Below are 26,465 nucleotides of genomic sequence, written 5' to 3' on the forward strand. Positions count from 1 at the left end.
TATATATTTCAAATGCAATGCAGAAGCTTGGGGTTAAGGGGCGATCACAAGCAGTTATTGAGCTTCTTCGTATGGGAGAGCTTGAACTCTAGTTCTTTTGTAGAAACACTTCTACAAACCAACATACTGCCGGCATTCTAATCGACATGCCGGTTTTGGTATTTACATTGAAACTTAAGTTTTACATTTCTCTATTTTCTTGCTTGTAAAGAATCTGATTATCTAAATTGAAAGTTTTACTTTATATCCTACTTATAGTAGATAAAAAAGCCTATCCGTAAATTAGGATAGATGCTCTGCTATAGGGGGATTTTATTTTAGCTCTTTTTACCTATCTAAAACTAAAATAATTAAAATAAAAAATCGTTTCCTGTTGGAAAACGATTTTCTTATTTTATATACTATAAAACTTCTTAGTATTTTCATATAAAGTTTTATATGCACTTGATAGATCTATATCTTTTAACTCAGCTATCTTTGCAACCGATTGATGCATAAATTTAGGATGTGTCCACTCATTCTCAAAAGGCCCTTCAAATGGCCAAGGTCCATCTGTTTCTACCATCATTAATTCTAAAGGATACTTTTTTACTAAGTCTTGAATCTCATTTTCATATAATACATCTGGTGTAATTGAGATAAAATACTCATTTTTCATCATCCGGTTAATTGTATGAGCGTCCCCTTTAAACCAATGAAAATGAGCTTTTTTAATAAAATGTTTTTCTAATAGATTGCATACGGTTTCGGCGTCCTCATACACTGCATGTAATATGATTGGTTTATTTAACTCTTTTGCAAGTGAGATAAATTTTTCTAGTAATTGTATATAAGGTACGTAATCAATCTGTTCTTCTAAATTCTTATAATATGGTAATCCAACTTCTCCGATTGCGACCATTTCATCCTGATGGTTCTTAATCCATTCAATTAATTGATCAACCTCTTCATCAGAAGGGATTTGTTGTTCAGGATGAAATCCGAATGCTGGATATACACTATTATTTCGATTTTTTAACTCTAAATTTTTCTTACTAGATTTTAAATCCATCGATACCGTAATGAGCGCCTCGATTTCGTGTTTTTCTAAATTAGTTAATATATCTTCTCTTTGACTAGTATCATAAGAATCTAAATGAATATGAGCATCTATCATTTTCATCGTGTTACTCCTTCTCTAAAGCCAAATAGATTTTTCTTTTATATGCCGTAAATTCATCACTTAATAATAATTCTTTTTTACGTGGTCTTGGAAATGGCACAATAATTTCTTCTTTAATTTTGGCGGGTTTGTCAGAAAATATATAGATTCGATCAGACATTAACAACGCTTCATCAATATTATGCGTTACTAATAAAATTGATCGTCGTTGCTCCTCCCAAATTGATAGAAGCCATTGTTGCATTTCAAGTCTAGTGAACTCATCTAAAGATGAAAAAGGCTCATCCATACACATGAACGACTGTGGTGCTAGTAGAGACCTTAAAAATGAAACTCTTTGTTTCATCCCACCAGATAATTCATAAGGGTAAGCATTCTCATAGTTTTCTAAACCAGTTCTTTTAAGCCAGTCTCTTGCCAATTTTTCATCAGGTTTATGTTTTAATTCTTGTGACAAAACAATATTTTTTAACACTGTTCTCCAAGGTAATAATGAATGATCCTGAGGCATAAAACTAACATGACCAAGTTCTCCATTTATTATCGACCCATTTAACTTTACTTCTCCAGAATTTGGTTTGACTAAACCACCTATAAGATGAAACAACGTACTTTTCCCACTACCAGATGGACCTAGAATCGATACAAATTCACCCTCGTTTACATAAAGGGATATATTATCTAATACTTTATGACCGCTATAACTCTTTGATAATTGTTCCACTTGTAAAGTCATTTCTGTTTCTCCCCTTTAACTTTCCATTTAACAGTAAAACGTTCAATTACAACTATTAGGAAGAAGAAAAGCATACTTAAAAACATAATGATAAAAATTGAAACAAATACTCGATCTGTTCTAAATGAAGATGAAGCTAAAGTCATATACACTCCAATTCCAGATTTCGCTCCTAGCCATTCAGAAATAACTGCACCCATAACACTATAAGTCGCTGAAATCTTTAAGCCAGAAAAAATGGAAGGTAGAGAAAAAGGCAATTCAACTTTCCAAAAAATTTGTGATTTGGATGCTCCCGCCATTTTCATGTAATTTATTAGTTCACTTGGTGTTTGTCGGAATCCATCCAACGCTGAAACTGTAACTGGGAAAAAACAAACTAGAGAAATAATAATTAATTTAGGTAATACACCAAATCCAAACCAAATAATTAATAGCGGAGCCAATACGATAATTGGTACATTTTGCGAAAGAATTAATAATGGGTAAAAAGCTTCCCTAACACCTGGAATTAAATGCAATAGAAATGCGATTAAAAATCCTAATAAACTACCAATTAACAAACCAATAATCGTTAATTGAATTGTAGAAGAAATATGAGGAAGTAGTGAATCAGTTGATTTCATTCCTTCTTTAAAGATTGCGATTGGCCCTGGTAATAACCAAGATTCGATTTTCCAAATTTTAATACTTAGCTGCCAGCAAAATAAAAAAAGCAGGATGACAACGATTGGTTGCCATCCTTTTATATTTTTAGATTTCATTAACGGTACTTCTCCGTTAACACATCCATCGTAATACCTTGTGGTTGATAAAGTATTTTCATTTGAGTTATTACATTGTGGCAACCTATTTCAATCATTCTTTCATTCATTTTTTGAACAACCATTAATAATTGATTTAAGTCACCTTCCAAAGTTGTTTCCAATGGTTGAACTTGATATTTTACACCTGATTCATCAATAATTTTAATTGCTTCATCAACTGCTGGAATAACATCCTCAATATTATTTGTTTTCGGTATAATTTGGACACTCATTAAAGTAGTTTGCATTTTTGCTCCTCCTTATTTCGCTGGTAAGAAATCATTCGTAAATGCTTCTTTTGGCTTAAAGTTTCCTTCTAATAATTTATTTTCAGCTAAGAAATCAGCATAGTTTTTCCACACAGATAACTTTTGCTCACCCCATCGGTCTGCATCATCTTTATATTTTGATGCTAACCATTCTTGGCTTTTTTCCACTAATTTTTTATCTAAATCTGGATTATCCTTTATTAAAATCGATGCAGCTTCTTTTGGGTTATCAATTGCAAAATTATATCCTTTTGATGCTGCAGCCACAAACGCTTTTACTATTTTAGGGTTTTTACTAATCATTTTTTCGTTCGTAGCTAAAACTGGAGTATAGTAATCTAGCTTTTTACTATAATCAGTTAAATAAATCATGTTTAATTTTTCGCCACGTAGCTCTGCTTCAATCCCTGTCCATCCTTGATAAATCCATGCAAAATCGATATCTCTTTTAACTGCTGTAAAGAAATCTGCATCACCCATATTAACGATATTTAACTTATTAACATTAGCATTTTCTTTTGACATAAGTGATTTTAAAATAGCCTTTTCAACCGGTGAACCCCATCCACCATATGTTTTTCCAACGAAATCTTTTGGAGACTTAATTTCTTTATTCACTGGTGATGCAAACCCAGAAGTATTATGCTGAATAATTGCTGCAATTGAAACAATCGGTACATTTTGAACTCTTGCTTGTGTAATTGACTCTTGATAAGAAACACCAAAGTCTGCTTTACCTGATGCCACCAATTGGTCTGCACCTGTTTCTCCTGGGCTGATTATATCTACATCAAGTCCTTGTTCCTTAAAGTAACCTTTTTCCTTAGCAACAAATAGCCCAGTATGATTTGTATTTGGCGTCCAGTCTAGTACGACAGTCACCTTTTTTAATTGCTTTGTCTTTTTAGTAGTAGCAGTTTTGTTTTGATCACACCCGGTTAACATTAAACAAATAGCTACTAAAAATACTACTAGTTTTTTCATTTTCTATATCTCCTTTTTGTTTTTGGTTTATACAAAAAGAAAACGCCCGGATACTAACCCGGACGTAAATGCGCTGTAAAAAACATATCTAAAAAGAGATACTGTTCCCTACGCTGGCATCACCCAGATCAGGTTCTAAGAGTCAACATCTAAAGGATGCTATCTCAGCCAGCAACACCGGCCCCTCCACATTTTTCTCATATATAAACTTTCCCTCATTAATATAACAGATAATGATAGAATTTACGAATTATTTTTAACTTGTGTTTAAATGTTTTAATACTCTGTTAATAGGCGCAAAAAAACTATGAAATTTTAACATTTTTAAAAAGAGAATGATAAACAAAAATATCATTTCTTATAGTAAAATCTTAAATGAATAAAGAATATACTACATCATCAAATTATTAAGTAAAATGAGGGGATTTTTTGAATAAACCAATCGGAGTCATTGACTCAGGTGTTGGGGGCTTAACAGTTGCCAAACAAATTATAAGACAATTACCTAAAGAAGACATTTTATACTTAGGCGATACCGCAAGATGTCCATACGGATCACGGCCATATACGGAAATCAGAGAATTCACTTGGGAAATGACTAATTTTCTATTGGAGAAAAATATAAAAATGTTAGTCATCGCCTGTAATACAGCAACTTCAGTCGTCTTAAATGAAATGCGAGAAAAACTTCAAATTCCAGTCATTGGAGTTGTCCGCCCAGGTGCAAGAGCAGCAATAAAATTAACACAAAATGATCAAATCGGTGTCATAGGAACGAATGCTACTATTAATAGTAAAGCATATCATTCCGCACTAAAGCGGATTAATGACAAAGTTATAATTGAAGGTTTGGCATGCCCAGAGTTTGCTGGAATTGTAGAAAATGGGGACTACAATAAACCTGAAATATTTGAGATTGTTAAACACACTCTTGCACCGCTTATTGATTCAAATATCGATACCCTAATACTAGGTTGCACACATTACCCATTACTCGGTCCAATCATCCAAAAAGTGATGGGACCATCAATCCAACTTATCAGCTCTGGTGATGAAACAGCCTTAGAAGTAAGTGCAATTCTAGATCAACAAAATATATTATCTAACTCTGAAATCACTTCACATGAATTTTTTACAACTGGAGATCCAACCATTTTTAGTAAAATAGCTTCATCTTTATTCCAAGAACCAATGGAAAACGTAAAGTATATTAAACTATAAAGATCAATAGACCACATAAAATGAAGAAAACCAACAAAGTAAGCCTTTGTTGGTTTGTGTTTTTAAATTGCGAACGCTCTTCTATTTCATAAAATTTATTCTTTTGTGTTACTTGAAAAATAATCTTTAAGAATCGCATTGTTCTTTACAATATCATCTAATGTATATTGATCTAAAACGTGTAAAAATTGTTCTAATGCATTATTAAATATATGTTTTAAAGAACAAACAGGTGTAATAACACAAGTATTACCGTGTTCAAAACATTCTACAATATTAAAGTCTTCTTCAGTTTTACGAATTATTTCACCGATATTTATTTCTGATGGTAATTTAGCTAAACGAATTCCACCGTTTCTGCCACGGATTGTTTCGATGTAACCCATCTTTCCTAAATTATAAATTATTTTCATTAAATGATTTTTAGAAATATCATAAGCTTCAGCGATGTCCTTAATATTAACTAATTTTTCACGTGGCTCAGAGCTTAGAAATATTAGTACACGAAGAGAGTAATCCGAATAAGTTGTTAAACGCATAACTTGTCCTCACTGTTTTATTTAAGATTAATCATAGCATAATTGTTAACTTTTTTTAAACTTTTATGTATTTTTGCGAAAAAATTCACAAAAGATGTATTTTACATATTGCTTTAAATAAACTCTAGGTCTAAGATAAAGATGTATTTACAATACTACTTTAAAACATGATTAGGGGGATTTTTCATGCTATCTCAAAAAACAATTGATATTATTAAGTCAACAGTTCCAGTCTTAGAAGTAAAGGGTACAGAAATCACTAAAGTATTCTATAAAAATTTATTTACTAATCATCCTGAACTATTAAATGTATTTAATCATACAAATCAACAACAAGGTAGACAACAAACTGCACTTGCAAATACTGTTTTAGCTGCTGCACAGAACATTGATAAACTAGCAACAATTATTCCTGTTGTAAAACAAATTGCGCAAAAACACCGCAGTCTTCAAGTTAAAGCAGAGCACTATCCAATCGTAGGGCAACATTTACTAGGGGCAATTAAAGAAGTACTTGGTGATGCTGCAACTGATGAAATACTAGGTGCTTGGGCGGAAGCATATGGAGTTATCGCACAAGTATTTATCGATATCGAAAAAGAAATGTATGCGGAAGCATCTTCTCAAGAAGGCGGTTGGTCTGAATTTAAAGAGTTTAAAGTCATCGAAAAAGTTGAAGAGAGCGATGTAATTACTTCATTCTACTTATTTCCTAAAGATGGTTCTTCAGTTCCTACTTTCTTACCTGGTCAATATATTACTGTTCGTTCACAAATTCCTGGTGAAGAATATTTATCAAACAGACAATATAGCTTATCTGATGCTCCAGGTAAAAATTACTTTAGAATTTCAGTAAAAAGAGAAGCTGAAGAAAACCAACCACTAGGTAAATTCTCAAACTACTTAAACAATCAAGTAAATGTTGGTGATACATTGGAAATTACTGCTCCAGCAGGTGAATTTACTTTAAATACTGAAATTGATTCAGATGTTGTTTTCTTAAGTGGTGGTGTTGGAATTACACCATTAATCAGTATGGCTAAGTCAATTGCAAGCAATCAACCAAAACGTAAAGTCAGCTTTATAAGCGCTTCAAGAAACGGTAAATTACAAGCATTTGAAAATGAACTAAACCAATTAAAAGAGCAATTAATAAATTATAATTTATCATTTGTTTATGAAAATCCATCTGAGGAAGATCTTAAAAATAATAACTTTAAAAAGCAAGGTTACCTTGATGCAGAATGGTTAAATAGCAATGTTAAATCAGACAATGCAGATTATTACGTATGTGGACCAGTACCATTTTTAAAATCCATTATTACAACCTTAAAAGAATTAGGAATTAAAGATACACAAATTCATTATGAATTCTTCGGACCAGCAATGAATTTAGACACTGAACCTAAAAGCCCTGTGCAACAAGGCTAATATTTAAAAAGGATGCTCAATTAAGAGCATCTTTTTTATTTTCGCTCTAATAATACAGCGACTCTTTTCAAAACTGGCGGTATTGTAAAGCTACCAAAAATTGCGATTAGGTCACTTGAGTAGTATTTTTTTAGAGTGCCATATACTAAGCTACTTATTATAAGATCGTACAAAAAGAATCGACCAAATTCACGTTTAGTTATGACCATAAAGATGATAGATGCATTTCTTGTTGTATGAATAAGCCCACCTTCTTCTAGAAAAATTAATTATTCTAATCAATGAAAATCACAAATTTATTTCTTTTCTAACATCCAATAATACTTTTCAATTTCTTCTTTTACTTTTATCATGCCAATTTTCTCTAAAACTCTAATAGAGGCATGGTTATAAATAGAACAAATAGCAGATATTCTCGTAACATGGTTTTGCTTTAATCCCCACTCACAAAAAGCCCTACCCATTTCAGTTGCATATCCTTTACCTTGATAACTAGGTGCAATACTATAACCCATTTCCATTATACCAGTATCTTCAGGACCACCTTTAAATCCCATATCCCCAATAATTACTCTATCTTTTTTATGAATAATAATTCCTTCATATTTTTCTTCAGCAGGATAAGTTTGAAAACGAGAGATTTTATAAGGGAAAAGATTTTTATATACGAGAATTGGCCACCCTTGAGCGAATCTATAAAATTGATTTTCAAATTCCAACTCTTTATTTCCACTTAAAACAGAAACCATCGCTTCTGCTGTAAAAGTCATTAATAGTAAGTTTTTAGTTTCAGTGATTAGCATTAACTGACTCCTGTATAGTAAATTTTATAGTTTTTTTTGACTACTGCTTCCCTTAAAAAATATTCTAGAAATTACTAATCCAATCAAGCCAAGCAGTATAAATAAACCGGCTCTAACCATCAATGTAATATTTGGTAAATCTATTAACACAAGTTTTCCTAGTGTCAGTAATAATAAACCTATTCCAGTATAGGTCCAAACTTTAAACTTCTTAATGTTACCAAGTATCATGGCTAATATTGAAAGCAAGATCCAACTTATATTAATTAATAATCGAATCATATTGTCAGACTGATCTACTGCAAGTATTTGAACAATTTGTGTTATAAAAGCAATCAATATAACCGTAATTAATAAAGAACTGCTTAATAAGATAAATTGCTTTTCATCTTCATTTTTATAAGCCAAAAATGCAATTGTAATAAGAGCTACAATTAACATAAACCAATTCATCGTTTCAAAAGACCAAAAGGAATCTATTCCAACTGATAAAATGGATATCCCTACAGGAATGAATGTAAGGGCCCCTATAATTAATTTCAGTAGATCCCGATATCTTAAATAAAATAAATAAGTTGATACTGCTTGAATTATTAATACAGTACATAGTAAGTTTTCTGAAACACTGTCCAAACATAGGAATGAAATGGCTAATATAAAATTAGTTGAAAATCCAAAGAAAAAATCGGATTTCTTTTTATAATAAAAAGTCAGGAATAAATATCCTACACATAAAAAGATTAAAATCATTGTTCTAGTCAGATCTTCAAATGCACTAAAGATCCAACCAATTGTTAAAATAAAACTGGTGTGAAGAATTATTACTTGCTTTTTAACAGCAAGCTTAGATTTGATCAATATAGCTAGCAAACTGATATGTTGAACGATAATACTTAGTGCGAAATATTTAATTCCATTCGTATTAAAATTAACTAATGCAACAATTAAATATGATAAATGCAATAATATTGCAGACGAAAGATAGATGAATTTATATTTCTTATATGATGCATAAAACATAAAGCATAAGTAAATCACAGTTTCATAGATAGAGAAAAATAAATAGTTTGGCGAATCACTTTTAACTAGGAATGGTACAAAAACAGCTCCTACTATACTTATTAATCCAATTACTTCTGATTTGTATCTATTCATCGAATAAAAACCAATACATACCCAAATAATCAAAAGGGTAAATGCAATCGTTGACCCAACCATGTGATATAAATGATGCATAGCAAACGTAGTTAAAAATAATACGGGTAACACGCCACCAATTAATGATTGGCCAAGTGTTGATCGTTTAGCTTTCATTTGACGATTACCGTACCAGAATAGAGCAATGGCTATAACAAATCCAATACCTACTTTTGCATACTTGTTTAATACCCCATAATCTGATGCTGCTTTAAATCCCCACATTACGCCAAGAATGAAAATAAATATAAAAAATCTAGGTAACCACTTTTGGAAAATAAGTGCTTCATAATCAACCTTTTCATTTTCAACTGTTACTTTAACCTGTCGACTAACTGTTTTTGGTGGTTTAGGATTATTTACTTTAGTTTGAGTTATTTGTTTAATCTCGTTTGAAGTTTCTTTCGTGATTAAGAGAAATTCAATTTGTTTCTTCATTTCTCTGACTTCTTCTTCAAGCTTTTCCACCTTTTTTTGCAGATCTTGATTCTGATTATCCAACTGCATCACCTCTTTTCATAACTATGTATTTTATTAAGACTAAATAACTGAAAAGACATCCTTCATATAAGTTCGCTATTTCCTGGATTAATCCTATTTAAAAAAATATTTATGAAGTATGTTTTTTGCAAATTTCGTCATATTCCCCAGAAAATAAAGGCTTTCAGTTCTACTAGAAAACAATCGTTTTAAATTATATCGGTTAAATAAAAAAATCCTCTATTATAAAAATAGAGGATTTTTAAGATTAAAATAGAACTTTTTCTAATTTTTGTTGTTTAATCATTTCTAAGAAGCTCTCGAATGGTTGAGTACCAATGTCACCTTCGCCACGTTTACGAATAGCTACAGTATTATTTTCAACCTCTTGATCACCTACTACTAACATATAAGGTAATTTTTGAAGTTGTGCTTCACGGATTTTATATCCAATTTTTTCGCCACGTAAATCAGCTTCAACACGGATTCCTGCAGCTTTTAATTGATCAGTAAGTTTTTGTGCATATTCATTGTGAACACTTGAAATTGGTAATACTGCTACTTGAACTGGTGCTAACCATAATGGGAATGCTCCGGCAAAATGTTCAGTTAAGATTCCTAAGAAACGGTCAATTGAACCATAAATTGCACGGTGGATAACAACTGGACGTTCTTTTTGGTTATCTTCATTAACATAAGTTAAATCAAATTTCTCAGGCATTTGGAAATCTAATTGAATTGTAGCACATTGCCAGCTACGTTTTAATGCATCTTGAATATGGAAATCGATTTTCGGACCATAGAATGCGCCATCGCCTGGGTTTAATTTAAAGTCTAAGTTCTCAGATTTTAGAACATTTTCTAAAGCCTGCTCTGCTGAGTTCCATAACTCTTCTGAACCCATTGAATCTTCTGGACGAGTTGATAATTCTACTTTGTAAGTGAATCCGAATACACCATAAATTTCTTTAATTAAGTTGATTACTTCAATAATTTCGCCTTCAATTTGGTCTGGACGACAGAAGATATGTGCATCATCTTGAGTAAATGTACGAACACGCATCATTCCATTTAAGGCACCAGAATATTCATGACGGTGAACTTGACCATTTTCACACATACGAACCGGTAGATCACGGTATGAATGTAGTTTATTTTTATAAACTAGCATATGACCTGGGCAGTTCATCGGTTTTAATGCGAATTTTGTTTCATCTACTTCAGTAAAGTACATGTTTTCATGGTAGTGATGCCAGTGACCTGATTGCTCCCATAATCTTTGATTCATTATGAATGGTGTACGAACTTCTTTGTAATCTTTTGAAGTTTGTAATCCGCGCTCATATTGTTCTAATTCATTACGGATAATAGTACCTTTTGGTAAGAAGAATGGCATACCAGGTGCTTCTTCAGAGAACATGAATAATTCAAGCTCTTTACCTAATTTACGGTGATCACGTTTTTTAGCTTCTTCTAATAAGTATAAATGCTCTTCTAATTCTTTCTTACTTGGGAAAGCAGTACCATAAACACGTTGAAGCATTTTATTATTCGCATCGCCTCTCCAGTAAGCTCCAGCAACTGATAATAATTTAATCGCTTTTACACGGCCAGTTGTAGGAACATGTGGTCCACGGCAAAGGTCTACGAATTCACCTTGAGTATACATTGAAATAACTGCATCTTCTGGTAAATCACGGATTAATTCTAGTTTAAACTCATCGTCTAATTCAGTGAAGAATTTAATTGCCTCTTCACGACTAACTTCTGAACGAGTAATCGGTAAGTTTTCTTTAATAATTTTTTCCATTTCTTTTTCAATTTTAGGTAGGTCTTCTACTTTAATTGAAACAGGAAGATCAATATCATAATAGAAACCGTCAGCAGTTACAGGTCCAACCCCAAATGCAGCTTTTTCGCCTTTATAAAGACGTTTTACTGCTTGAGCTAAGATATGCGCTGAACTATGACGCATCATTTCTAATCCATCTTGATCATCTTGAGTAATTATTTGAACTTCACAATCTTCAGTAATAGGTGTATTTAAATCCACTAATTTACCATTAATTTTTCCACCAAGCGCTTTTTTCTTTAAGCTAATGGAGATTGAACCCGCGAAATCTTCAACTGTTGTATTTTGTTCCACCTCGCGAATTGATCCATCTGGTAATTTAATTGAAATCATTTAAGTTCACTCCTTTTTCAAATTAATTTTGACAATAAAAAAAGAGCACACTCGTAGGGACGAATGTGCTCGTGGTTCCACCCTAATTTACTGTACACAAAAATAAGTATACAAAATCTCAACGTTTTAACGGTCTACACCGATAGTAGTTACTTGTAAAAAATTACGTTCCCCACTATAGCTACAAGGTGGTAAGTCATTCAACGTATAGAGAATTCTCGCACCAAATGAATTCCTCTCTTACTATCGTCTTGAACGCTCGTGTCCTTGATCATTGCTTTTCCTTATTCGTATAAAAGTATTATATAGAATGTCATTGAATTCTTCAAGTACTCATCTTAAGATAAATTTAAATGTTTTATCATTCTATTCAATCTTTATTCAGTATGTGATAACATTCCTTGTTTTAAACACTAACTGCTGAATTCTTTATTTCATTTAATAATTTTTCTTTCCATTCTTTTTTCCATTGTTCACTTCGCCCTGTATGACGATTTATATTTACTAAGGAATTTCGTCCAGTAAAGTAAATTTCATTTTGAGGATTAATCCCCATATAGTGTAAATCGATTGATGATTTTCCTACTTTTGCAATTTTTACGTACACATCGATGATTTCATTAAAAAATACTTGTCGTAAGTAATCACATTGTAAATCAGCAACAACTGGAATATGTTCACTATGATTTGCTGTCCATTCTTGCATAAGTCCTAAATATTTTAAATACTCGATTCGTGCTTCTTCAAAATAAACGAATGGTACTGTATTATTCATATGTCCAAACATGTCTGTTTCACTAAATCGAACTTTAATAGTTATCTTAAATGAAAACTCAGATTGCCACTCCTGTATATTAGATACATAATTCATTTTTCCCATCGAATCTGCCCCCTTACTATCTATATTATATCATTTATTTTATTAAAGAATGAATATTCATTCAGTTTCAAAGGGGACAGGATAAAGGAAATAAGGGACTTATAGTAAAAGGCGTCATTAGAGAATTGTTTAAGATCTTCTCTATTAGCTTTTCTATCTACTGCTCTCCCTTTCTTTAACCTAACCCTGTTTAGTTATTAAAAAACATCCTTAACATTCAATAATTTTGATGAATATAGTTTCCATGTTTAAATGTGATTCTTTTGAAATGGTTATTTCGCATCCAAGCATCTACACGTTTTTCAAAAAGCTCTCCCCCATATATTGGGTATCTTTCAGAAATAGGGTTTTTTTCATTATATATCTTATTTTTAAAATCATTTGTCCTGATTAAGTAACATTGATCTGAAAATCCATAACCAATATAAAAGTTTTCATCTTCGTCTATTGATTCTTGTTTTGCTTCAAAAATATTTCCATTCCATACTGGATTTGCTACTTTGATTCTTTCATCCTCTTGAAGTTTTAAAATTGATAAATCAATCCAATTAAAAGGCTTTTCTAAAATGGAATCACTTGAAAAATGAAGTAAAAACTTTGTATTGCAAAGATAAATACTAACAAGTTCTGAGATTGAATAGTAATAACCACCTTTGAAGCTTTCCTTAGTAATCTCAAAATAATTAAGGACTTCCTTTGAATAATCATCAACTATTACATATGACGATAAAATATCCCTTGCGACAAGTTTGTCTGCATGACGACTGACTTCCCTTACATCTTGTACGTTATTAATATATAAAATTTTTTCTTTAAATTGAAATTGATTAAACTCAATCATTTTTTCGATCCGGTCTGTCTTTAAAAGTATTTCCCAATCTTTTTCATAGCATTTCGTCTCAAATGTCACTTCAAACTGTTGCATTCAAGTTAACCTCCTTTCGAAAGGGGTAAGACACCGCACATCCCTTTGCTGCCTTTACTATTGATATGATTTAAAAGTTGCGTTTATTAGAAGATATTTATTTAAAAATGCAAAAAAAAGCATGTCCTAAGGAACATGCTTTTCTAATTATTAAATTTCGTCGCTTCCAAAGAAGTCTTTGAAAGATTGGATTGTAGTTGCACGGTTTAATGCTGCAATTGAAGTTGTTAAAGGAATACCTTTTGGACAAGATTGTACGCAGTTTTGTGAGTTACCACAGTTTGATAGTCCACCGTCTCCCATAATTGCATGTAGACGTTCTTCCTTATTCATTTCTCCAGTTGGATGAGCATTAAATAAACGTACTTGTGAAAGTGGTGCTGGCCCAATAAAGTTAGATTTACTATTAACGTTTGGACAAGCTTCTAAACATACACCACAAGTCATACATTTTGATAATTCATATGCCCATTGACGTTTTCTTTCAGGCATTCTTGGTCCAGGACCTAAGTCATGCGTTCCATCAATTGGAATCCATGCTTTAACGCGTTTTAAAGAATCGAACATACGGCTACGATCAACTTGTAAGTCACGTACTACTGGGAATGTGCTCATTGGCTCAAGACGAATTGGTTGTTCCAATTTGTCAATAAGCGCAGAACATGATTGTCTTGGTTTACCATTGATAACCATAGAACATGCTCCACAAACTTCTTCAAGACAGTTCATGTCCCAAGAAATTGCAGTCGTTTCTTTTCCATTTGAATTAACTGGATTTTTACGAATCTCCATTAACGCCGAGATTACGTTCATATTCGGACGATAAGGGACAGTAAATGTTTCTTCATATGGCGCAGTATTTGGTGAATCTTGACGTTTAACAATTACAGTAATTGTCTTTTCAGCAGTCATTGTTCCATTATGCATTTGCTTTGTCCTCCTTCTTCTTAGAATAATCTCGTTTTCTTGGTTCAATTAATGATGTATCAACATCTTCGTAATGGAATAATGGTGAATTTGATTTCTCATCAAATTTAGCCATTGTAGTTTTTAAGAATTCCTCATCATTACGGTCTGGGAATTCAGGTTTATAGTGAGCTCCACGGCTTTCGTTACGGTTATATGCGCCTAATGTGATAACACGTGATAAGTGAAGCATGTTTTCAAGTTGACGAGTAAATGAAGCACCTTGGTTACTCCATTTAGCTGTATCATTAATATTAATGTTTTGATAGCGCTCATAAAGCTCTTGAATTTTTTCATCAGTTTTTAATAAGCGATCATTGAATCGAACTACAGTAACGTTGTCTGTCATCCACTCTCCAAGCTCTTTATGAAGAAGGTATGCATTTTCTTTACCGTCCATTTTATAAATACGATTCATTTTTTCTTTTTCTTCATTAGCATTTGATTCAAATACAGAAGTTGAAACATCATCTGAAGATTTAGCTAAACCATTTACGTATCTTACAGCATTTGGTCCAGCAACCATTCCACCATAAATAGCAGAAAGTAATGAGTTAGCTCCTAAACGGTTAGCTCCGTGCATTGAGTAATCACACTCACCTGCAGCAAATAAACCAGGAATTGTAGTCATTTGGTCATAGTCAACCCATAATCCACCCATTGAATAGTGAACTGCTGGGAAGATCTTCATTGGAACTTTTTTCGGATCATCACCTGTAAATTTCTCATAAATCTCGATGATTCCACCAAGTTTTACATCAAGTTCATGTGGATCTTTATGTGAAAGATCTAAATATACCATGTTTTCACCATTGATACCAAGCTTGTGGTCAACACATACAGAGAAAATCTCACGTGTAGCTATATCCCTTGGTACAAGGTTTCCATATGCAGGATATTTCTCTTCTAAGAAATACCATGGTTTACCATCTTTATACGTCCAAACTCGTCCACCTTCACCACGAGCACTTTCACTCATTAAACGGTTTTTATCATCTCCAGGAATTGCAGTTGGGTGGATTTGAATAAATTCACCATTTGAATAAACTGCACCTTGGCGGTATACAGCTGCAGCAGCTGAACCAGTGTTGATAATTGAGTTTGTAGTTTTACCAAAGATAATTCCAGGGCCACCAGATGCCATAATTACAGCATCCGCAGGGAAGCTTACGATTTCCATTGATGTTAAGTTTTGTCCAACGATTCCACGACATACTCCTTCATCATCAACAACAACTCTTAAAAATTCCCAGCCTTCATACTTTTGAACAAGACCTTCTGATTCGTAACGACGAACTTGCTCGTCTAATGCATATAATAATTGTTGCCCAGTCGTAGCACCAGCAAATGCTGTACGGTGATGTTGCGTTCCACCGAAACGACGGAAGTCTAATAGTCCTTCAGGCGTACGGTTGAACATTACACCCATACGGTCCATCATATGAATGATGCCAGGTGCTGCTTCTGCCATTGCCTTTACAGGTGGTTGGTTTGCTAAGAAATCCCCACCATAAATTGTATCATCAAAGTGCTCCCAAGGAGAGTCACCTTCACCTTTTGTATTAACCGCACCATTAATTCCACCTTGAGCACATACTGAATGTGATCGTTTTACAGGAACTAATGAAAATAAATCTACTTTTGTGCCAGCTTCAGCGGCTTTAATAGTTGCCATAAGACCAGCTAATCCGCCACCGACGATAATTATTTTCCCACTCATGACTCTCTCTCCTTACAAATTCGCTAGTTGTGGATCAATGAATGCAATGATAGCAGTTAATCCAACGAATGATAATACTACGAATATACCTAATGTAACATATGTTGAAATACGTTGTGATCTAGGTGTTACAGTAATTCCCCATGATACGAAGAATGACCATAATCCATTAGCAAAGTGGAAAATTGTTGAAATTACACCTACTATATAGAAAACTAACATAAATTTTGAAGTGAAAATATCAGCCATCATATTATAATCAACCGTTGCTCCTAGTTGAGCAGCGATACGTGTTTGCCATACGTGCCAAGTAATAAAAATTAAAGTAACTACACCAGAAATACGTTGGAATAAATATAACCAGTTACGTAAGTATCCATAATTTTTAACATTGCTAGTTCCAGTGAACGCAATGTATAGACCGTAAATTGCATGGTATAAAATTGGTAAGAAAATGACAAAAACTTCTAAAAAATAGCGGAATGGTAAATTCGCCATAAATTCAGCAGCTTTGTTGAACGATGTTGCTCCATTTGTCGCAAAATGATTGACAACTAAGTGCTGTGTTAAAAAGATCCCAACCGGAATAACTCCTAGCAATGAATGAAGTTTTCTAAAGAAAAACTCCCTTCCATTCTTGTTGCTCATGTAAACCCCTGCCCCCTTTAGTTTGTGCACATGAAAAATTTAATTCCTCTATTATTCTAAAAAAATAGAATAAATAAGCAATACGCATAAAAAGTCGAAATTTTTATGACATTTATCTACAACCCATTTTACTCCTGATAATATAGGAGGTCAAGAAAACGCGTACATTTTTCTTCACTGAAAAAACTTCTCATTTAGATTGGTAATCCTTGTAATCTACATATGTCGAATTATTGTTTTTACTATAAAATATTGTATATAATAAAAACATGTTTTTTAGGAAAGGGAGAGTTATCCGACCATGACGAACGGCATTGAAAATTTAAATATTCCGGGAAATATTTCTGGTTTTGGCTATGAGCTAATACGTAACGATCTATTGAATGATTTATTAGGAAAAGAGCAAAATGATATTTTATATTGGGCGGGTAAAATGATTGCCAGAAAATATCCTCTAGCAACCTTTGAAGAAATTATAGAATTTTTTGATCAAGCTGGTTGGGGTACTCTTACTGTTGAAGAAGAAAAGAAGCAAGAAGTTCATTTAATACTATCTTCTGAATTAATTACATACAGAAATCAACAAAAAAAGAACGTATCTTACCAACTAGAAGCTGGATTTCTAGCGATGCAAATTCAACAGCAAATCGATGTTATAGCTGAAACGTATGAAGAGCAAAGCAAAAGAGGCGACAAAGTAAAGTTTCAAGTAAAATGGGATTTAAAGGATCCAATTACAAGAAGATAACACGAAAAACACCACAAGGAATTTAGGTCCATTGTGGTGTTTTCTTTTGAATAATTTTTTCTTTTGAAATATTGAAATATAAGTTCAAATTCAAATACAGGTACAACAATGAGTATTTACAAATAAATCATTAAGTCCAAATTTTTACTTTAATTTAAGAAAAAGATCAGTTAAGTACATTTTTCAACTTCCTTACCCCTTCTCTTTCCTTTCCTTACTTTGATCCTGCCTTCTAATTCTCTCGAAATTCTTGTTTCTTTTAACTCCTTTAATAATCGAATTTAACAAGAATAAACAAATAGAAACAAAAAACAAAATGGCGAGTATTAATAGAACGAACTGTAGCACAATTTCTCCATATCCGTAGGCAAGTAAACTATGCCTCATTATTAATACCTCCTTCTTTTATTTACCATTTAGCCGTTCGCCTTAGTTTAAATTTACAGAATCTTTATATAATTTATTCGCTTAACGAATAAAAAACCCTTTTAAGCGCTATCTCTATACTATACGGCTCGATATATCTGAACGTGATGAATATTGATAAAATCAATATATCAAAGCCTATATATAAGAATTTGTACGCCTAAAAGGGTTGATTTTACTATTTAGTTTTCTACTACTACTTCATCATTAATTCGATCCAATTCATATCCTTTATGAAGAGCGTGAACTGCTTCTTGTAATTTTGATTTTGGTACAACTGTTGATACTTTAATTTCAGAAGTACTTACCATTTTTACAGGGATTTCGCTTTCAGCTAGAAATTTAAACATTTTTGCAGCAACACCTGGATTTGAAACCATTCCACTACCTACAATTGAAACTTTAGCAAGTTCACTTTCAAAATCAAATGAGCGGTAACCTAAAAATTCTTTCTTTGATTCTAGAACCGTTATTGCTTCCATCATATTTTCAGATTTGATCGAGAATGAAAGATTCACTAAGTTATCTGATGTTACGCTTTGGATGATAATATCAACATCAATTCCTTCACTTGCTAATAAAGTAAAGATTTTAGGTAATAAATCTACATGGTTATTTAAACCATTTAAAGTCATCCTTGTTACATTTGATTCGAATGCGATTCCTCTTACGACTGATTGTTGTTCCATTTGTGTTTCCTCCCCAATAAATGTACCAATTTCATCATGCTGACTTGAACGAACTTGAATAATTAAATTATAATTTTTTGCGAATTCTACTGCTCTTGGATGTAAAACCGCAGCGCCTAAGGCTGCAAGCTCTAGCATTTCATCATAAGAGACATGGCTTAATTTAGATGCATTTGGTTCAACTCTTGGATCTGTAGTATAAACACCTAATACGTCCGTGTAAATATCACAACGTTCTGCATTTAAAGCTGCTGCCAATGCAACGGCTGTTGTATCTGAACCACCACGGCCTAATGTTGTTATTTCATTGTTGTCACTTAACCCTTGGAAACCAGCTACAATTACGATATACCCTTCATCAAGTAATTGTTGAATTCGATCTGTATGAATTGTTTCAATACGCGCATTTCCATGGACAGATTCAGTTTGAATTCCAGCTTGCCAACCTGTTAGTGAAATAGCTTTAAAACCTTTAGCTTGGATTGCCATTGCTAGTAACGAAATCGAAACTTGTTCCCCTGTAGTTAGTAACATATCTAATTCACGTTTACTGTTTTGCGGACTAATTTGAGCTGCTAAACTAACTAGTTCGTCTGTATGATGTCCCATTGCAGATACTACTGTAACTACTTGGTTTCCTTCTTTATATGATTTGGTTACTGTTTCAGCAACATGCTGAATTCGTTCAATTGAGCCTACTGAAGTACCACCGAATTTCTGTACAATAATTCCCATTTTTCTCATCCTCACTTTTTACTTAAAAAAGAATACAAAAAAGCGCGTGAAGCAATGTTCACGCGCCTAATTTACAAATAAAATAAAATAGACAAATCATCAACATCTCTTCAATAGCTCCCCGCATAATTATTATGCGACAGTACTACATTTCTTAAATGCAGTCCCAACAAAATGAATTGTGGATTCATTTTATTTCGGCAAAACTTCCTTTCAACTGTCCATTACAACGCCACACGTCTATGACAGCATACTTTTAAGTTTTGCACCTCTATTACGAGAGAAAATCATTTAATTTTAACTAAAATATAAATTATTTTGAAAATAGTGTCAAGATAAAAATTTTGGTAACTATATTACTCTTTATGGAAATGCTGATAAATTTCTTCTGCAACATTTTTTGGCATTTTAGCTTCTATTAACTCATCGATTGATGCCTCTCTTATTTTTTTGACTGATCCAAAATGTTTAAGAAGAGCTTTCTTTCTTGTTCCACCAACACCTGCTATCCCATCTAAAGCAGATTGAACCATTGATTTACTATGAAGCTGACGATAGAATTCAATCGCAAATCTGTGTACCTCGTCTTGAATTCTTTGTAATAAAAAGAATTCTTGGCTTTGTCTTCCAAGTTGGACAATTTGAGGAGGTTGTCCTATTAACAACTCTGAAGTGCGGTGTTTCTCGTCTTTAACAAGTCCAGCTGTGGGGATGAATAAACCTAACTCATTTTGGAGTACATCTTCAACTGCAGCTAGATGGCCTTTCCCACCATCCACAATTATTAAGTTTGGTACAGGTAAATTCTCTTTTAATGCTCTTGAATATCTTCTACGTACTACCTCACGCATCGAATCGTAATCATCAGGTCCTACGACAGTTTTTATTTTATATTTGCGGTAATCTTTTTTTGAAGGTTTTCCGTCTATAAAGACAACCATAGCTGAAACAGGATTTGTTCCTTGAATATTTGAATTATCAAATGCTTCAATTCGATATGGAGTTTCAATATTTAAAATATCCCCTAGTTTTTCTATTGCTTTAACTGTTCTTTCTTCATCTCGCTCAATTAATTTAAATTTCTCACCGAGTCCAATTTTGGCATTTTTATTTGCTAATACTACAAGTTCCTTTTTTTGGCCTCTTTTTGGTTGGAATACAGGAATTTTTAGTAAACCTTTTAAAATTTCCGTATCAACTTTATCTGGTACAAAAATTTCTTTTGGTTTTATATTGTGTGGTTTTTCATAAAATTGCCCAATAAATGAAAGGAATTCTTCTTCTGGTTCATCGTAAATTGGAAAATATGATACATCTCTTTCAATTAATTTTCCTCTTCGAACAAAGAATACTTGAACACACATCCATCCCTTATCAACCGCATATCCAAATACATCTCGATCAACTAAATCACTACTCATCATTTTCTGCTTTTCCATAGTCGCTTCAATAGATACAATTTGGTCTCGATACTCTTTCGCGCGCTCGAAATCTAATTGTTCAGATGCAGCAAGCATTTTTGCCTCTAACTCTTTTCGTATTTGGTCTTCCCCACCGTTTAGAAAACGGGCAATTTCATTAACTATTTCCTGATTTTGATGATCAGTTACTTCTTTTACACAAGGCGCAAGACACTGACCAATATGATAATATAAACAAACTTTATCTGGTAATGAAGAACATTTTCGTAATGGATATAGACGATCTAATAATTTTTTCGTTTCATTAGCAGCAGTAGCATTAGGGAATGGTCCAAAATATTTCCCTTTATCTTTTTTTACATTTCGCGTAATCAATAAGCGAGGATGTTTTTCAGCAGTTATTTTAATAAAGGGGTATGATTTATCATCCTTCAACATGATGTTATATTTCGGATCATATTTCTTAATTAAATTCATCTCAAGAATTAATGCTTCCATATTTGAAGAAGTAACAATATATTCAAAATCAGTTATCTCTTGAACTAATCGATATGTCTTACCATCATGGGATCCCGTGAAATAAGATCTAACTCTATTTTTTAAAACTTTAGCTTTTCCTACGTAAATGATCGTCCCTTGAATATCTTTCATCAAGTAGCAACCAGGCTGATCAGGTAGAAGCGCTAATTTTTCTTTTAAGTGATTGTCCATTTCCTCTCACCTCTTTCGTGCAATTGTACACTTAATATTATAATCCCCACATTAAAAAACTGAAAATACTTTAATGATATTAAGTAAAAATTAAGTTTTCTATTGTAACTTTAATTTCATCAAGATAAGAAAAGGAGAAATGTTTAGATGAAAAAAGTAAGAGTAGTTCATTTTTGGATTGGTGTGATTGTTTCAGTTTTCCTACTAATCGAATCTACTACAGGAATTATCCTGTATTTTAATAAAGGTGGCGAAGAAAAAGGACGATTTTCTATGCAAGGTCAGTTTCCATCGGGTGGACAGTTAAATGGAAACCAACAATCTCAAAATAGCGATCAAAACACAGCCCTTCAAAATGGACAAAGTGGTGATAATAATCAAACCCCATTTCAAAACTTTGGAAAAAGACCTGAGCAGTCTGTATTTTCTGTAAAAAGCTTACATACCGGCATAATTGGTTTAATTAGTGGTATCGGTCTTTTTATACTTACTGGAACAGGATTAGCTTTATCTTGGATTTTGTGGAGTAATAAACGAAAAATGAGAAAAAGAAAAGAAAAAGTATCCATGGCTATTTAACAAAGAGGGTGTCCCTAAATTTTTCTGGGACCTCTTTTTTTTCTTCATTCTGCAAATAAGCCACATGAATCGCAAATTAGGGATCAATTTGTGCAAATAAATAGTGAGCTGCAAATAAAATCTGAAAATCGCAATTAAAAATAGATGACGGCAAATAAAATTAAGAAAACAGCAATTAAATTATTAAAAATCGCAATAAGGTATTATGGCCTTCAAATTATAAACTAGTAGCTACTTTCTACCGAAATACTCGCAAAAATACTCTATATCTCATTCGATCTCGATCATTAAAAAAATGATAAAAAACAAAAAAAGAGTGAGTTTTTTAACTCGTGCAGTTGTAATACGTCCCACAACTCTTCATAGTTACATTTCTCGAAAAGCTTAAAATAAAAACCATCCAAATTTCTAGATGGTTCTTACTTTTATTATTACAGCTTGAGAAATTAAGAAGTCGCAGTTTCCACTTCTACTTGTTCTTGCTCATTACCTTCTTTATCTCCAGCTTTTCTATTCGTTAATTTAATTGGTGTTAGGAATAATGTTACAATTGCACCAATTATAATGAATCCTAAACCAACAAAGAATACTTGGTGTAATGAATCCATTAATGATGTTTTAATGATCGGTAACATTCCTTCTAAAATTGGCTTAGGAATTAGCTTCTTAGCATCCGCATTAAATAACATTGTAAATACAGATTGAGGAGTTGTATTAATCATGTCTTTAAATTTGTCTACTAATGGTGCAGCTTGAGCTGGTAATTTATTTAAAAATGGAACTAAGTCATTGTTTAGAAGTGTTCCTGACTTACTATTCATTACAGCACCTAAAACAGTTGCTCCAAAAGTACCACCGATTGAACGGAAGAATTGGCTAGAAGATGTTACAATCCCTAATTCCTTCTTATCAAATACTTCTTGAAGAGCTAGTGTAATTGTCGGCATTACTAAACCAATACCTAGACCCATAACTCCCATAAAGATTGTTGCAATAGTTTTAGTTGAATTCATATCTAAAGTTGTTAATAAGTATAAACCTAATGCAATTACGAACATACCCGTAATAATCTGCGGTTTAATACCTACTTTAAATACAACCTGACCACCAATAATACTTGCAATAATCATAGTGATCATCATTGGCGTCATAATTGTCCCCGATTGTGTTGCACTTACTCCAACAATTCCTTGCATGAAGAATGGTACGAACATAATTGCACCAAACATCGCAATTGTCATAAAGAAACCAATTAAGTTCAATGTTACGAACGTTCTATTTTTGAATAAATGCATTGGTAGTATTGGCTCTTTAGCTTTATTTTCTGCGATCACGAAGCTAATGATTCCAACTACTGCTAATACAAATAAACTAATGATTTGCCAAGAATTCCAATCATACTTAACTCCACCTAAACTTAAACCAAGGAGTAGGCTAACAACTCCGATGATCATAGTCACCATACCAGCGATATCGAAATTGATTGGTCCAGTATTTTTTCTTCCTTTTAAACCTAATGCAATAAAAATTGTTGCGATAATCCCTACTGGAAGGTTAATGTAGAATACCCATTTCCAGTTTAATGAGTCAACAATCCAACCACCAATTTGTGGACCGATTACTGAAGCTAAACCGTAAATGCCACCGAAAACCCCTTGGAATTTCGCACGTTCTTTACCTGTAAATAAATCCCCGATTACAATCATCGCCATCGGCATCATTACACCGCCACCGATACCTTGAATACCACGATAAATAATTAATTCAGTCATGTTATGGGCAACACCACATAATGCTGAAGCTGCCATAAATATAACTAAACCAGCAATATAAACACTTCTTCGACCTAATAAGTCTGCTAATTTACCTGCGATTGGCACTACAGTAGTTGAAGTTAATAAGTATGCTGTTGTAAGCCAAGTCATCATACTTAAACCACCAAGGTCTCCAACTATTTTAGGCATTGCAGTACCAACTATCGTGCCATCTAATGCCGAGAAAAACATTGCAATAATTAGACCAATAAGCAATAGTTTACGATTGCCTTCTTTTTGAACAACTGTATTTGTAGTCAAAATATATTTCTCCCTTCTCTCCCGTATCTTTTTTCTTTTTATAATTACTAATACAAAAAAGTATTTTGTAAAAATTTCTATCTATCTGCTGCAGCATTTGCAAGCTTTTCAGTAATCTTTGCAAATTGTAATAACTCTTCGTCAGAAAGATTAAACAAGAAACTTTCAAAAATTTCTTTTCGATCTTTTATCACCGATTCTAACTTTTTAATACCTTCCTCAGTTAACATAATATTTACAACTCTTCGGTCCTTTTTATCATGTTCTCTATATACAAAGTCATTATGTTCAAGTCGATCAATCATAAATGATACAGCACTTGGTTTTACACCCATCATCTCTGCTATTTCAGATATTTTACAGCTTTCTTTTTTTCGTAAGTACATTAAAACAAAAAATTGAGTAGCTGTTACACCATGACTATTCATACTTTCTGTCACTTTTGGTTGCATTTTATGAATAGTGCTTTGAAGTGCAATCTGAATCCGTTCAATGTACTCGTTTTTGTTACCCAAGAAAGTTAACCTCCTTTAAAAATTAATTCAACTAAATATTTAATGTCTGTTAAATATTAATGCTTATTAAATATAAAACGTGACAGAAAAATAGTCAATCTTATTTACATTAGAAATTTTTAACATTAATCTAATTGATCATATTGTTAATTCTAATGAAAACATTTACATTGGCTTAAGGTATTGGTTTTATAAATATTGTTCTAGGCAGATTTTTTTTAAGTTAAAATTGCAAAAAAAAGAAATGCACTCATATTATGAGTGCATTTCTTACAAATTATAATTAACCAATATGTGGAGTAATTAATTCTTCTAAAGCTTCTTTTGGTTTGAAACCTAAAGTTTTTTCAACTACTTCGCCGTCTTTAAGAACGAATAATGATGGAATGCTCATAACTTCAAATTTAGCTGCTGTTTCTTGGTTTTCATCAACATCAACTTTAACAATTTTAACTTTTTCTCCGTATTCAGAAGCTAATTCTTCTAATACAGGAGCAATCATTTTACAAGGACCACACCAAGTTGCCCAAAAATCAACTAATACTACACCTTCTTTTGTTTCTTCTGCAAACGTTGCGTTTGTTGCATTAACAATTGCCATTTATTTTTCCTCCTACCTGCGCAAGCTACATAAGTAAAATATGTAGATTGACATAATTTGTTATAATTTTAAAGAAAGTATACCATATGAGAATTAGCATTTTCTATTTATTTGCTCAAACTTACTATTTCCAAACAAATAGTTGATATACCAATGAAAGGACTAAAAAAGTGATAACATTTGAAAGAATTACAACAGAATTAATTGAAGTAATTGAAGAAATTACAAATTCAAATCAAAATTACAATTTAATGGAGAATGGTCGTTTAACACGAACTAAAGAAGAACTAATGAAGGAATATTTTTTTTCCTCACACCAAACGGAAACTTATTTTATTAAATTAGATGATACATATATAGGAATAATTGATTTTTTAGCGTTAAATCCTAGAGATGGTTTTCCATGGCTAGGTCTTTTAATGATCCATCATGATTACCATGGTTATGGATTTGGAACAAATGCATTTATATTATTTGAAGAACTGCTTATAAAAAGAAATATTCACGGGTTACGATTAGGTGTGTTAATTAATAACCAACAAGCAAAATCTTTTTGGAAATCTCATGGATTTAAATATATAGAAAATAAAACGAATGCAGATGGCATTGAAGTAGAGGTTTACGAAAAGATTTATTCATAATATTTTCATATAATTTTCATATTTAAATGTTAAATTATTGATTGTCTGCTTCATGAGACTTCAAGATTATCGATCTAGTCCATGAGTAACGATTCAATTCGCTACTTTTGTCACAAATTCGTAAAATCTTACTCGAATTATTGTCAGATTTTTATGTTAATATATTGTTGAATATAATAATAATATTCAAAAAATTTAACTCGATAGGAGTGGCATTTATGAGAAAACCTTTACGTAAATCGTTTAATCAATTAGTTCATGAGAATAAACAATCTTTATTACGAAACAAAGAAGAAATAGAAAAAATTGAAAGAAAAATTGAAAAGCGCCACGAATTATTATCCGAAAAAAACAAACTAGATAAAGCTATAT

At 32.4% G+C, this 26,465-nt stretch carries 27 protein-coding genes and 2 riboswitches; of the genes, 7 read left to right on the forward strand and 20 right to left on the reverse strand.

Annotated elements, in window-relative coordinates:
* Positions 1 to 92 (forward strand): helix-turn-helix domain-containing protein (locus CN514_RS11400; protein WP_141529356.1); only part of this gene is annotated, 92 nt, incomplete at its 5' end.
* A 302-nt stretch (positions 93 to 394) separates the two neighbouring features.
* Here CN514_RS11400 and CN514_RS11405 read toward each other — a convergent pair.
* The 5 genes from CN514_RS11405 to CN514_RS11425 are packed head-to-tail and all read right to left on the reverse strand — an operon-like array spanning position 395 to position 3,957.
* Positions 395 to 1,162, reverse strand: a complete 768-nt coding sequence (locus CN514_RS11405; protein ID WP_098232680.1) for a TatD family hydrolase — start codon at positions 1,160 to 1,162, stop codon at positions 395 to 397.
* 4 nt (positions 1,163 to 1,166) lie between these two features.
* Entirely contained in the window at positions 1,167 to 1,898 is a 732-nt protein-coding gene (locus CN514_RS11410) for an ABC transporter ATP-binding protein (RefSeq protein ID WP_098232681.1), read from the reverse strand.
* Positions 1,895 to 2,662 carry an ABC transporter permease gene (locus CN514_RS11415; protein ID WP_098232682.1) on the reverse strand — a complete coding sequence of 256 codons (768 nt, stop codon included), beginning with the start codon at positions 2,660 to 2,662 and terminating at the stop codon, positions 1,895 to 1,897. Before CN514_RS11415 ends, CN514_RS11410 begins: the two co-directional genes overlap by 4 nt.
* Positions 2,662 to 2,952, reverse strand: coding sequence for a thiamine-binding protein (locus CN514_RS11420; RefSeq protein WP_098232683.1), 291 nt, complete (start codon positions 2,950 to 2,952; stop codon positions 2,662 to 2,664). The genes CN514_RS11415 and CN514_RS11420 overlap by 1 nt, the downstream gene beginning before the upstream one ends.
* Before the next feature lie 12 nt (positions 2,953 to 2,964).
* Positions 2,965 to 3,957: an ABC transporter substrate-binding protein gene (locus tag CN514_RS11425; protein WP_098232684.1), complete on the reverse strand. Its 993-nt coding sequence runs from the start codon at positions 3,955 to 3,957 to the stop codon at positions 2,965 to 2,967.
* Between the two features lie 88 nt (positions 3,958 to 4,045).
* A riboswitch (TPP riboswitch) is annotated at positions 4,046 to 4,155 on the reverse strand.
* Between the two features lie 231 nt (positions 4,156 to 4,386).
* Here CN514_RS11425 and racE point away from each other — a divergent pair.
* The gene (gene racE, locus CN514_RS11430; RefSeq protein WP_098232685.1) at positions 4,387 to 5,178 is read left to right on the forward strand and encodes a glutamate racemase; all 792 of its coding nucleotides are present in this window, start codon (positions 4,387 to 4,389) and stop codon (positions 5,176 to 5,178) included.
* A 95-nt stretch (positions 5,179 to 5,273) separates the two neighbouring features.
* Here racE and CN514_RS11435 read toward each other — a convergent pair whose 3' ends face one another.
* Positions 5,274 to 5,717: an RrF2 family transcriptional regulator gene (locus CN514_RS11435; protein ID WP_098232686.1), complete on the reverse strand. Its 444-nt coding sequence runs from the start codon at positions 5,715 to 5,717 to the stop codon at positions 5,274 to 5,276.
* A 186-nt stretch (positions 5,718 to 5,903) separates the two neighbouring features.
* Between CN514_RS11435 and hmpA the strand changes: the two genes are divergently transcribed.
* On the forward strand, positions 5,904 to 7,148 hold the full coding sequence (gene hmpA, locus CN514_RS11440; RefSeq protein WP_098232687.1) for an NO-inducible flavohemoprotein: 1,245 nt from the start codon (positions 5,904 to 5,906) through the stop codon (positions 7,146 to 7,148).
* Positions 7,149 to 7,444: 296 nt separating this feature from the next.
* On the opposite strand, the gene CN514_RS11445 is transcribed toward hmpA, so the two are convergent.
* From CN514_RS11445 to CN514_RS11480, 8 genes are all read right to left on the reverse strand, one after another.
* Positions 7,445 to 7,951 (reverse strand): GNAT family N-acetyltransferase, encoded by a 507-nt coding sequence (locus tag CN514_RS11445; protein WP_098232688.1) that lies wholly within the window; start codon positions 7,949 to 7,951, stop codon positions 7,445 to 7,447.
* A gap of 24 nt (positions 7,952 to 7,975) precedes the next feature.
* Entirely contained in the window at positions 7,976 to 9,649 is a 1,674-nt protein-coding gene (locus CN514_RS11450; RefSeq protein WP_176525876.1) for a DUF2339 domain-containing protein, read from the reverse strand.
* Positions 9,650 to 9,896: 247 nt separating this feature from the next.
* On the reverse strand, positions 9,897 to 11,813 hold the full coding sequence (thrS, locus tag CN514_RS11455) for a threonine--tRNA ligase (RefSeq protein WP_098232690.1): 1,917 nt from the start codon (positions 11,811 to 11,813) through the stop codon (positions 9,897 to 9,899).
* Positions 11,814 to 12,219: 406 nt separating this feature from the next.
* Complete coding sequence (locus CN514_RS11460) at positions 12,220 to 12,693, reverse strand: acyl-CoA thioesterase (protein ID WP_098232691.1); 474 nt, start codon at positions 12,691 to 12,693, stop codon at positions 12,220 to 12,222.
* Positions 12,694 to 12,910: 217 nt separating this feature from the next.
* Entirely contained in the window at positions 12,911 to 13,618 is a 708-nt protein-coding gene (locus CN514_RS11465; protein WP_098232692.1) for a hypothetical protein, read from the reverse strand.
* A gap of 150 nt (positions 13,619 to 13,768) precedes the next feature.
* Positions 13,769 to 14,530 carry a succinate dehydrogenase iron-sulfur subunit gene (gene sdhB, locus CN514_RS11470; protein WP_056473098.1) on the reverse strand — a complete coding sequence of 254 codons (762 nt, stop codon included), beginning with the start codon at positions 14,528 to 14,530 and terminating at the stop codon, positions 13,769 to 13,771.
* Positions 14,531 to 14,537: 7 nt separating this feature from the next.
* Positions 14,538 to 16,304 carry a succinate dehydrogenase flavoprotein subunit gene (gene sdhA, locus CN514_RS11475; protein WP_069034548.1) on the reverse strand — a complete coding sequence of 589 codons (1,767 nt, stop codon included), beginning with the start codon at positions 16,302 to 16,304 and terminating at the stop codon, positions 14,538 to 14,540.
* Positions 16,305 to 16,316: 12 nt separating this feature from the next.
* On the reverse strand, positions 16,317 to 16,952 hold the full coding sequence (locus CN514_RS11480) for a succinate dehydrogenase cytochrome b558 subunit (protein WP_098232693.1): 636 nt from the start codon (positions 16,950 to 16,952) through the stop codon (positions 16,317 to 16,319).
* 301 nt (positions 16,953 to 17,253) lie between these two features.
* On the opposite strand from CN514_RS11480, the gene CN514_RS11485 reads away from it, so the two are divergent.
* On the forward strand, positions 17,254 to 17,700 hold the full coding sequence (locus tag CN514_RS11485) for a YslB family protein (protein WP_098232694.1): 447 nt from the start codon (positions 17,254 to 17,256) through the stop codon (positions 17,698 to 17,700).
* Positions 17,701 to 17,892: 192 nt separating this feature from the next.
* On the opposite strand, the gene CN514_RS11490 is transcribed toward CN514_RS11485, so the two are convergent.
* The 3 genes from CN514_RS11490 to uvrC all read right to left on the reverse strand — a co-directional run bounded on the left by CN514_RS11490 (position 17,893) and on the right by uvrC (position 21,682).
* A complete protein-coding gene (locus CN514_RS11490; protein ID WP_098232695.1) occupies positions 17,893 to 18,087 on the reverse strand; it encodes a G protein-coupled receptor family protein in 195 nt (64 codons plus the stop codon).
* A 221-nt stretch (positions 18,088 to 18,308) separates the two neighbouring features.
* Positions 18,309 to 19,550 carry an aspartate kinase gene (locus CN514_RS11495; protein WP_098232696.1) on the reverse strand — a complete coding sequence of 414 codons (1,242 nt, stop codon included), beginning with the start codon at positions 19,548 to 19,550 and terminating at the stop codon, positions 18,309 to 18,311.
* Between the two features lie 106 nt (positions 19,551 to 19,656).
* A riboswitch (Lysine riboswitch) is annotated at positions 19,657 to 19,832 on the reverse strand.
* Between the two features lie 74 nt (positions 19,833 to 19,906).
* On the reverse strand, positions 19,907 to 21,682 hold the full coding sequence (gene uvrC, locus CN514_RS11500; protein ID WP_098232697.1) for an excinuclease ABC subunit UvrC: 1,776 nt from the start codon (positions 21,680 to 21,682) through the stop codon (positions 19,907 to 19,909).
* A gap of 147 nt (positions 21,683 to 21,829) precedes the next feature.
* On the opposite strand from uvrC, the gene CN514_RS11505 reads away from it, so the two are divergent.
* Complete coding sequence (locus CN514_RS11505) at positions 21,830 to 22,261, forward strand: PepSY domain-containing protein (RefSeq protein ID WP_098232698.1); 432 nt, start codon at positions 21,830 to 21,832, stop codon at positions 22,259 to 22,261.
* A gap of 446 nt (positions 22,262 to 22,707) precedes the next feature.
* On the opposite strand, the gene CN514_RS11510 is transcribed toward CN514_RS11505, so the two are convergent.
* The 3 genes from CN514_RS11510 to trxA all read right to left on the reverse strand — a co-directional run bounded on the left by CN514_RS11510 (position 22,708) and on the right by trxA (position 25,452).
* Positions 22,708 to 24,336, reverse strand: coding sequence for an MDR family MFS transporter (locus tag CN514_RS11510; protein ID WP_286141643.1), 1,629 nt, complete (start codon positions 24,334 to 24,336; stop codon positions 22,708 to 22,710).
* 77 nt (positions 24,337 to 24,413) lie between these two features.
* Entirely contained in the window at positions 24,414 to 24,851 is a 438-nt protein-coding gene (locus CN514_RS11515) for a MarR family winged helix-turn-helix transcriptional regulator (RefSeq protein ID WP_098232699.1), read from the reverse strand.
* A 283-nt stretch (positions 24,852 to 25,134) separates the two neighbouring features.
* Positions 25,135 to 25,452 (reverse strand): thioredoxin, encoded by a 318-nt coding sequence (gene trxA / locus CN514_RS11520; RefSeq protein WP_056472391.1) that lies wholly within the window; start codon positions 25,450 to 25,452, stop codon positions 25,135 to 25,137.
* Positions 25,453 to 25,622: 170 nt separating this feature from the next.
* On the opposite strand from trxA, the gene CN514_RS11525 reads away from it, so the two are divergent.
* Positions 25,623 to 26,093: a GNAT family N-acetyltransferase gene (locus CN514_RS11525; RefSeq protein WP_098232700.1), complete on the forward strand. Its 471-nt coding sequence runs from the start codon at positions 25,623 to 25,625 to the stop codon at positions 26,091 to 26,093.
* A gap of 218 nt (positions 26,094 to 26,311) precedes the next feature.
* Positions 26,312 to 26,465, forward strand: a 154-nt coding sequence (locus CN514_RS11530; protein WP_098232701.1) for an FbpB family small basic protein, incomplete at its 3' end; no start/stop codon positions are given.

Source organism: Bacillus sp. AFS001701 (assembly GCF_002559405.1).
Classification (GTDB): domain Bacteria; phylum Bacillota; class Bacilli; order Bacillales; family Bacillaceae_G; genus Gottfriedia.

What these genes read in the sequence shown, in the direction of transcription:
- CN514_RS11405 (WP_098232680.1), bottom strand. Translation starts at nt 1,162, where the DNA reads ATGAAAATGATAGATGCTCATATTCATTTAGATTCTTATGATACTAGT.
- CN514_RS11410 (WP_098232681.1), bottom strand. Translation starts at nt 1,898, where the DNA reads ATGACTTTACAAGTGGAACAATTATCAAAGAGTTATAGCGGTCATAAA.
- CN514_RS11415 (WP_098232682.1), bottom strand. Translation starts at nt 2,662, where the DNA reads ATGAAATCTAAAAATATAAAAGGATGGCAACCAATCGTTGTCATCCTG.
- CN514_RS11420 (WP_098232683.1), bottom strand. Translation starts at nt 2,952, where the DNA reads ATGCAAACTACTTTAATGAGTGTCCAAATTATACCGAAAACAAATAAT.
- CN514_RS11425 (WP_098232684.1), bottom strand. Translation starts at nt 3,957, where the DNA reads ATGAAAAAACTAGTAGTATTTTTAGTAGCTATTTGTTTAATGTTAACC.
- CN514_RS11435 (WP_098232686.1), bottom strand. Translation starts at nt 5,717, where the DNA reads ATGCGTTTAACAACTTATTCGGATTACTCTCTTCGTGTACTAATATTT.
- hmpA (WP_098232687.1), top strand. Translation starts at nt 5,904, where the DNA reads ATGCTATCTCAAAAAACAATTGATATTATTAAGTCAACAGTTCCAGTC.
- CN514_RS11445 (WP_098232688.1), bottom strand. Translation starts at nt 7,951, where the DNA reads ATGCTAATCACTGAAACTAAAAACTTACTATTAATGACTTTTACAGCA.
- thrS (WP_098232690.1), bottom strand. Translation starts at nt 11,813, where the DNA reads ATGATTTCAATTAAATTACCAGATGGATCAATTCGCGAGGTGGAACAA.
- CN514_RS11460 (WP_098232691.1), bottom strand. Translation starts at nt 12,693, where the DNA reads ATGGGAAAAATGAATTATGTATCTAATATACAGGAGTGGCAATCTGAG.
- CN514_RS11465 (WP_098232692.1), bottom strand. Translation starts at nt 13,618, where the DNA reads ATGCAACAGTTTGAAGTGACATTTGAGACGAAATGCTATGAAAAAGAT.
- sdhB (WP_056473098.1), bottom strand. Translation starts at nt 14,530, where the DNA reads ATGACTGCTGAAAAGACAATTACTGTAATTGTTAAACGTCAAGATTCA.
- sdhA (WP_069034548.1), bottom strand. Translation starts at nt 16,304, where the DNA reads ATGAGTGGGAAAATAATTATCGTCGGTGGCGGATTAGCTGGTCTTATG.
- CN514_RS11480 (WP_098232693.1), bottom strand. Translation starts at nt 16,952, where the DNA reads ATGAGCAACAAGAATGGAAGGGAGTTTTTCTTTAGAAAACTTCATTCA.
- CN514_RS11485 (WP_098232694.1), top strand. Translation starts at nt 17,254, where the DNA reads ATGACGAACGGCATTGAAAATTTAAATATTCCGGGAAATATTTCTGGT.
- CN514_RS11490 (WP_098232695.1), bottom strand. Translation starts at nt 18,087, where the DNA reads ATGAGGCATAGTTTACTTGCCTACGGATATGGAGAAATTGTGCTACAG.
- CN514_RS11495 (WP_098232696.1), bottom strand. Translation starts at nt 19,550, where the DNA reads ATGGGAATTATTGTACAGAAATTCGGTGGTACTTCAGTAGGCTCAATT.
- uvrC (WP_098232697.1), bottom strand. Translation starts at nt 21,682, where the DNA reads ATGGACAATCACTTAAAAGAAAAATTAGCGCTTCTACCTGATCAGCCT.
- CN514_RS11505 (WP_098232698.1), top strand. Translation starts at nt 21,830, where the DNA reads ATGAAAAAAGTAAGAGTAGTTCATTTTTGGATTGGTGTGATTGTTTCA.
- trxA (WP_056472391.1), bottom strand. Translation starts at nt 25,452, where the DNA reads ATGGCAATTGTTAATGCAACAAACGCAACGTTTGCAGAAGAAACAAAA.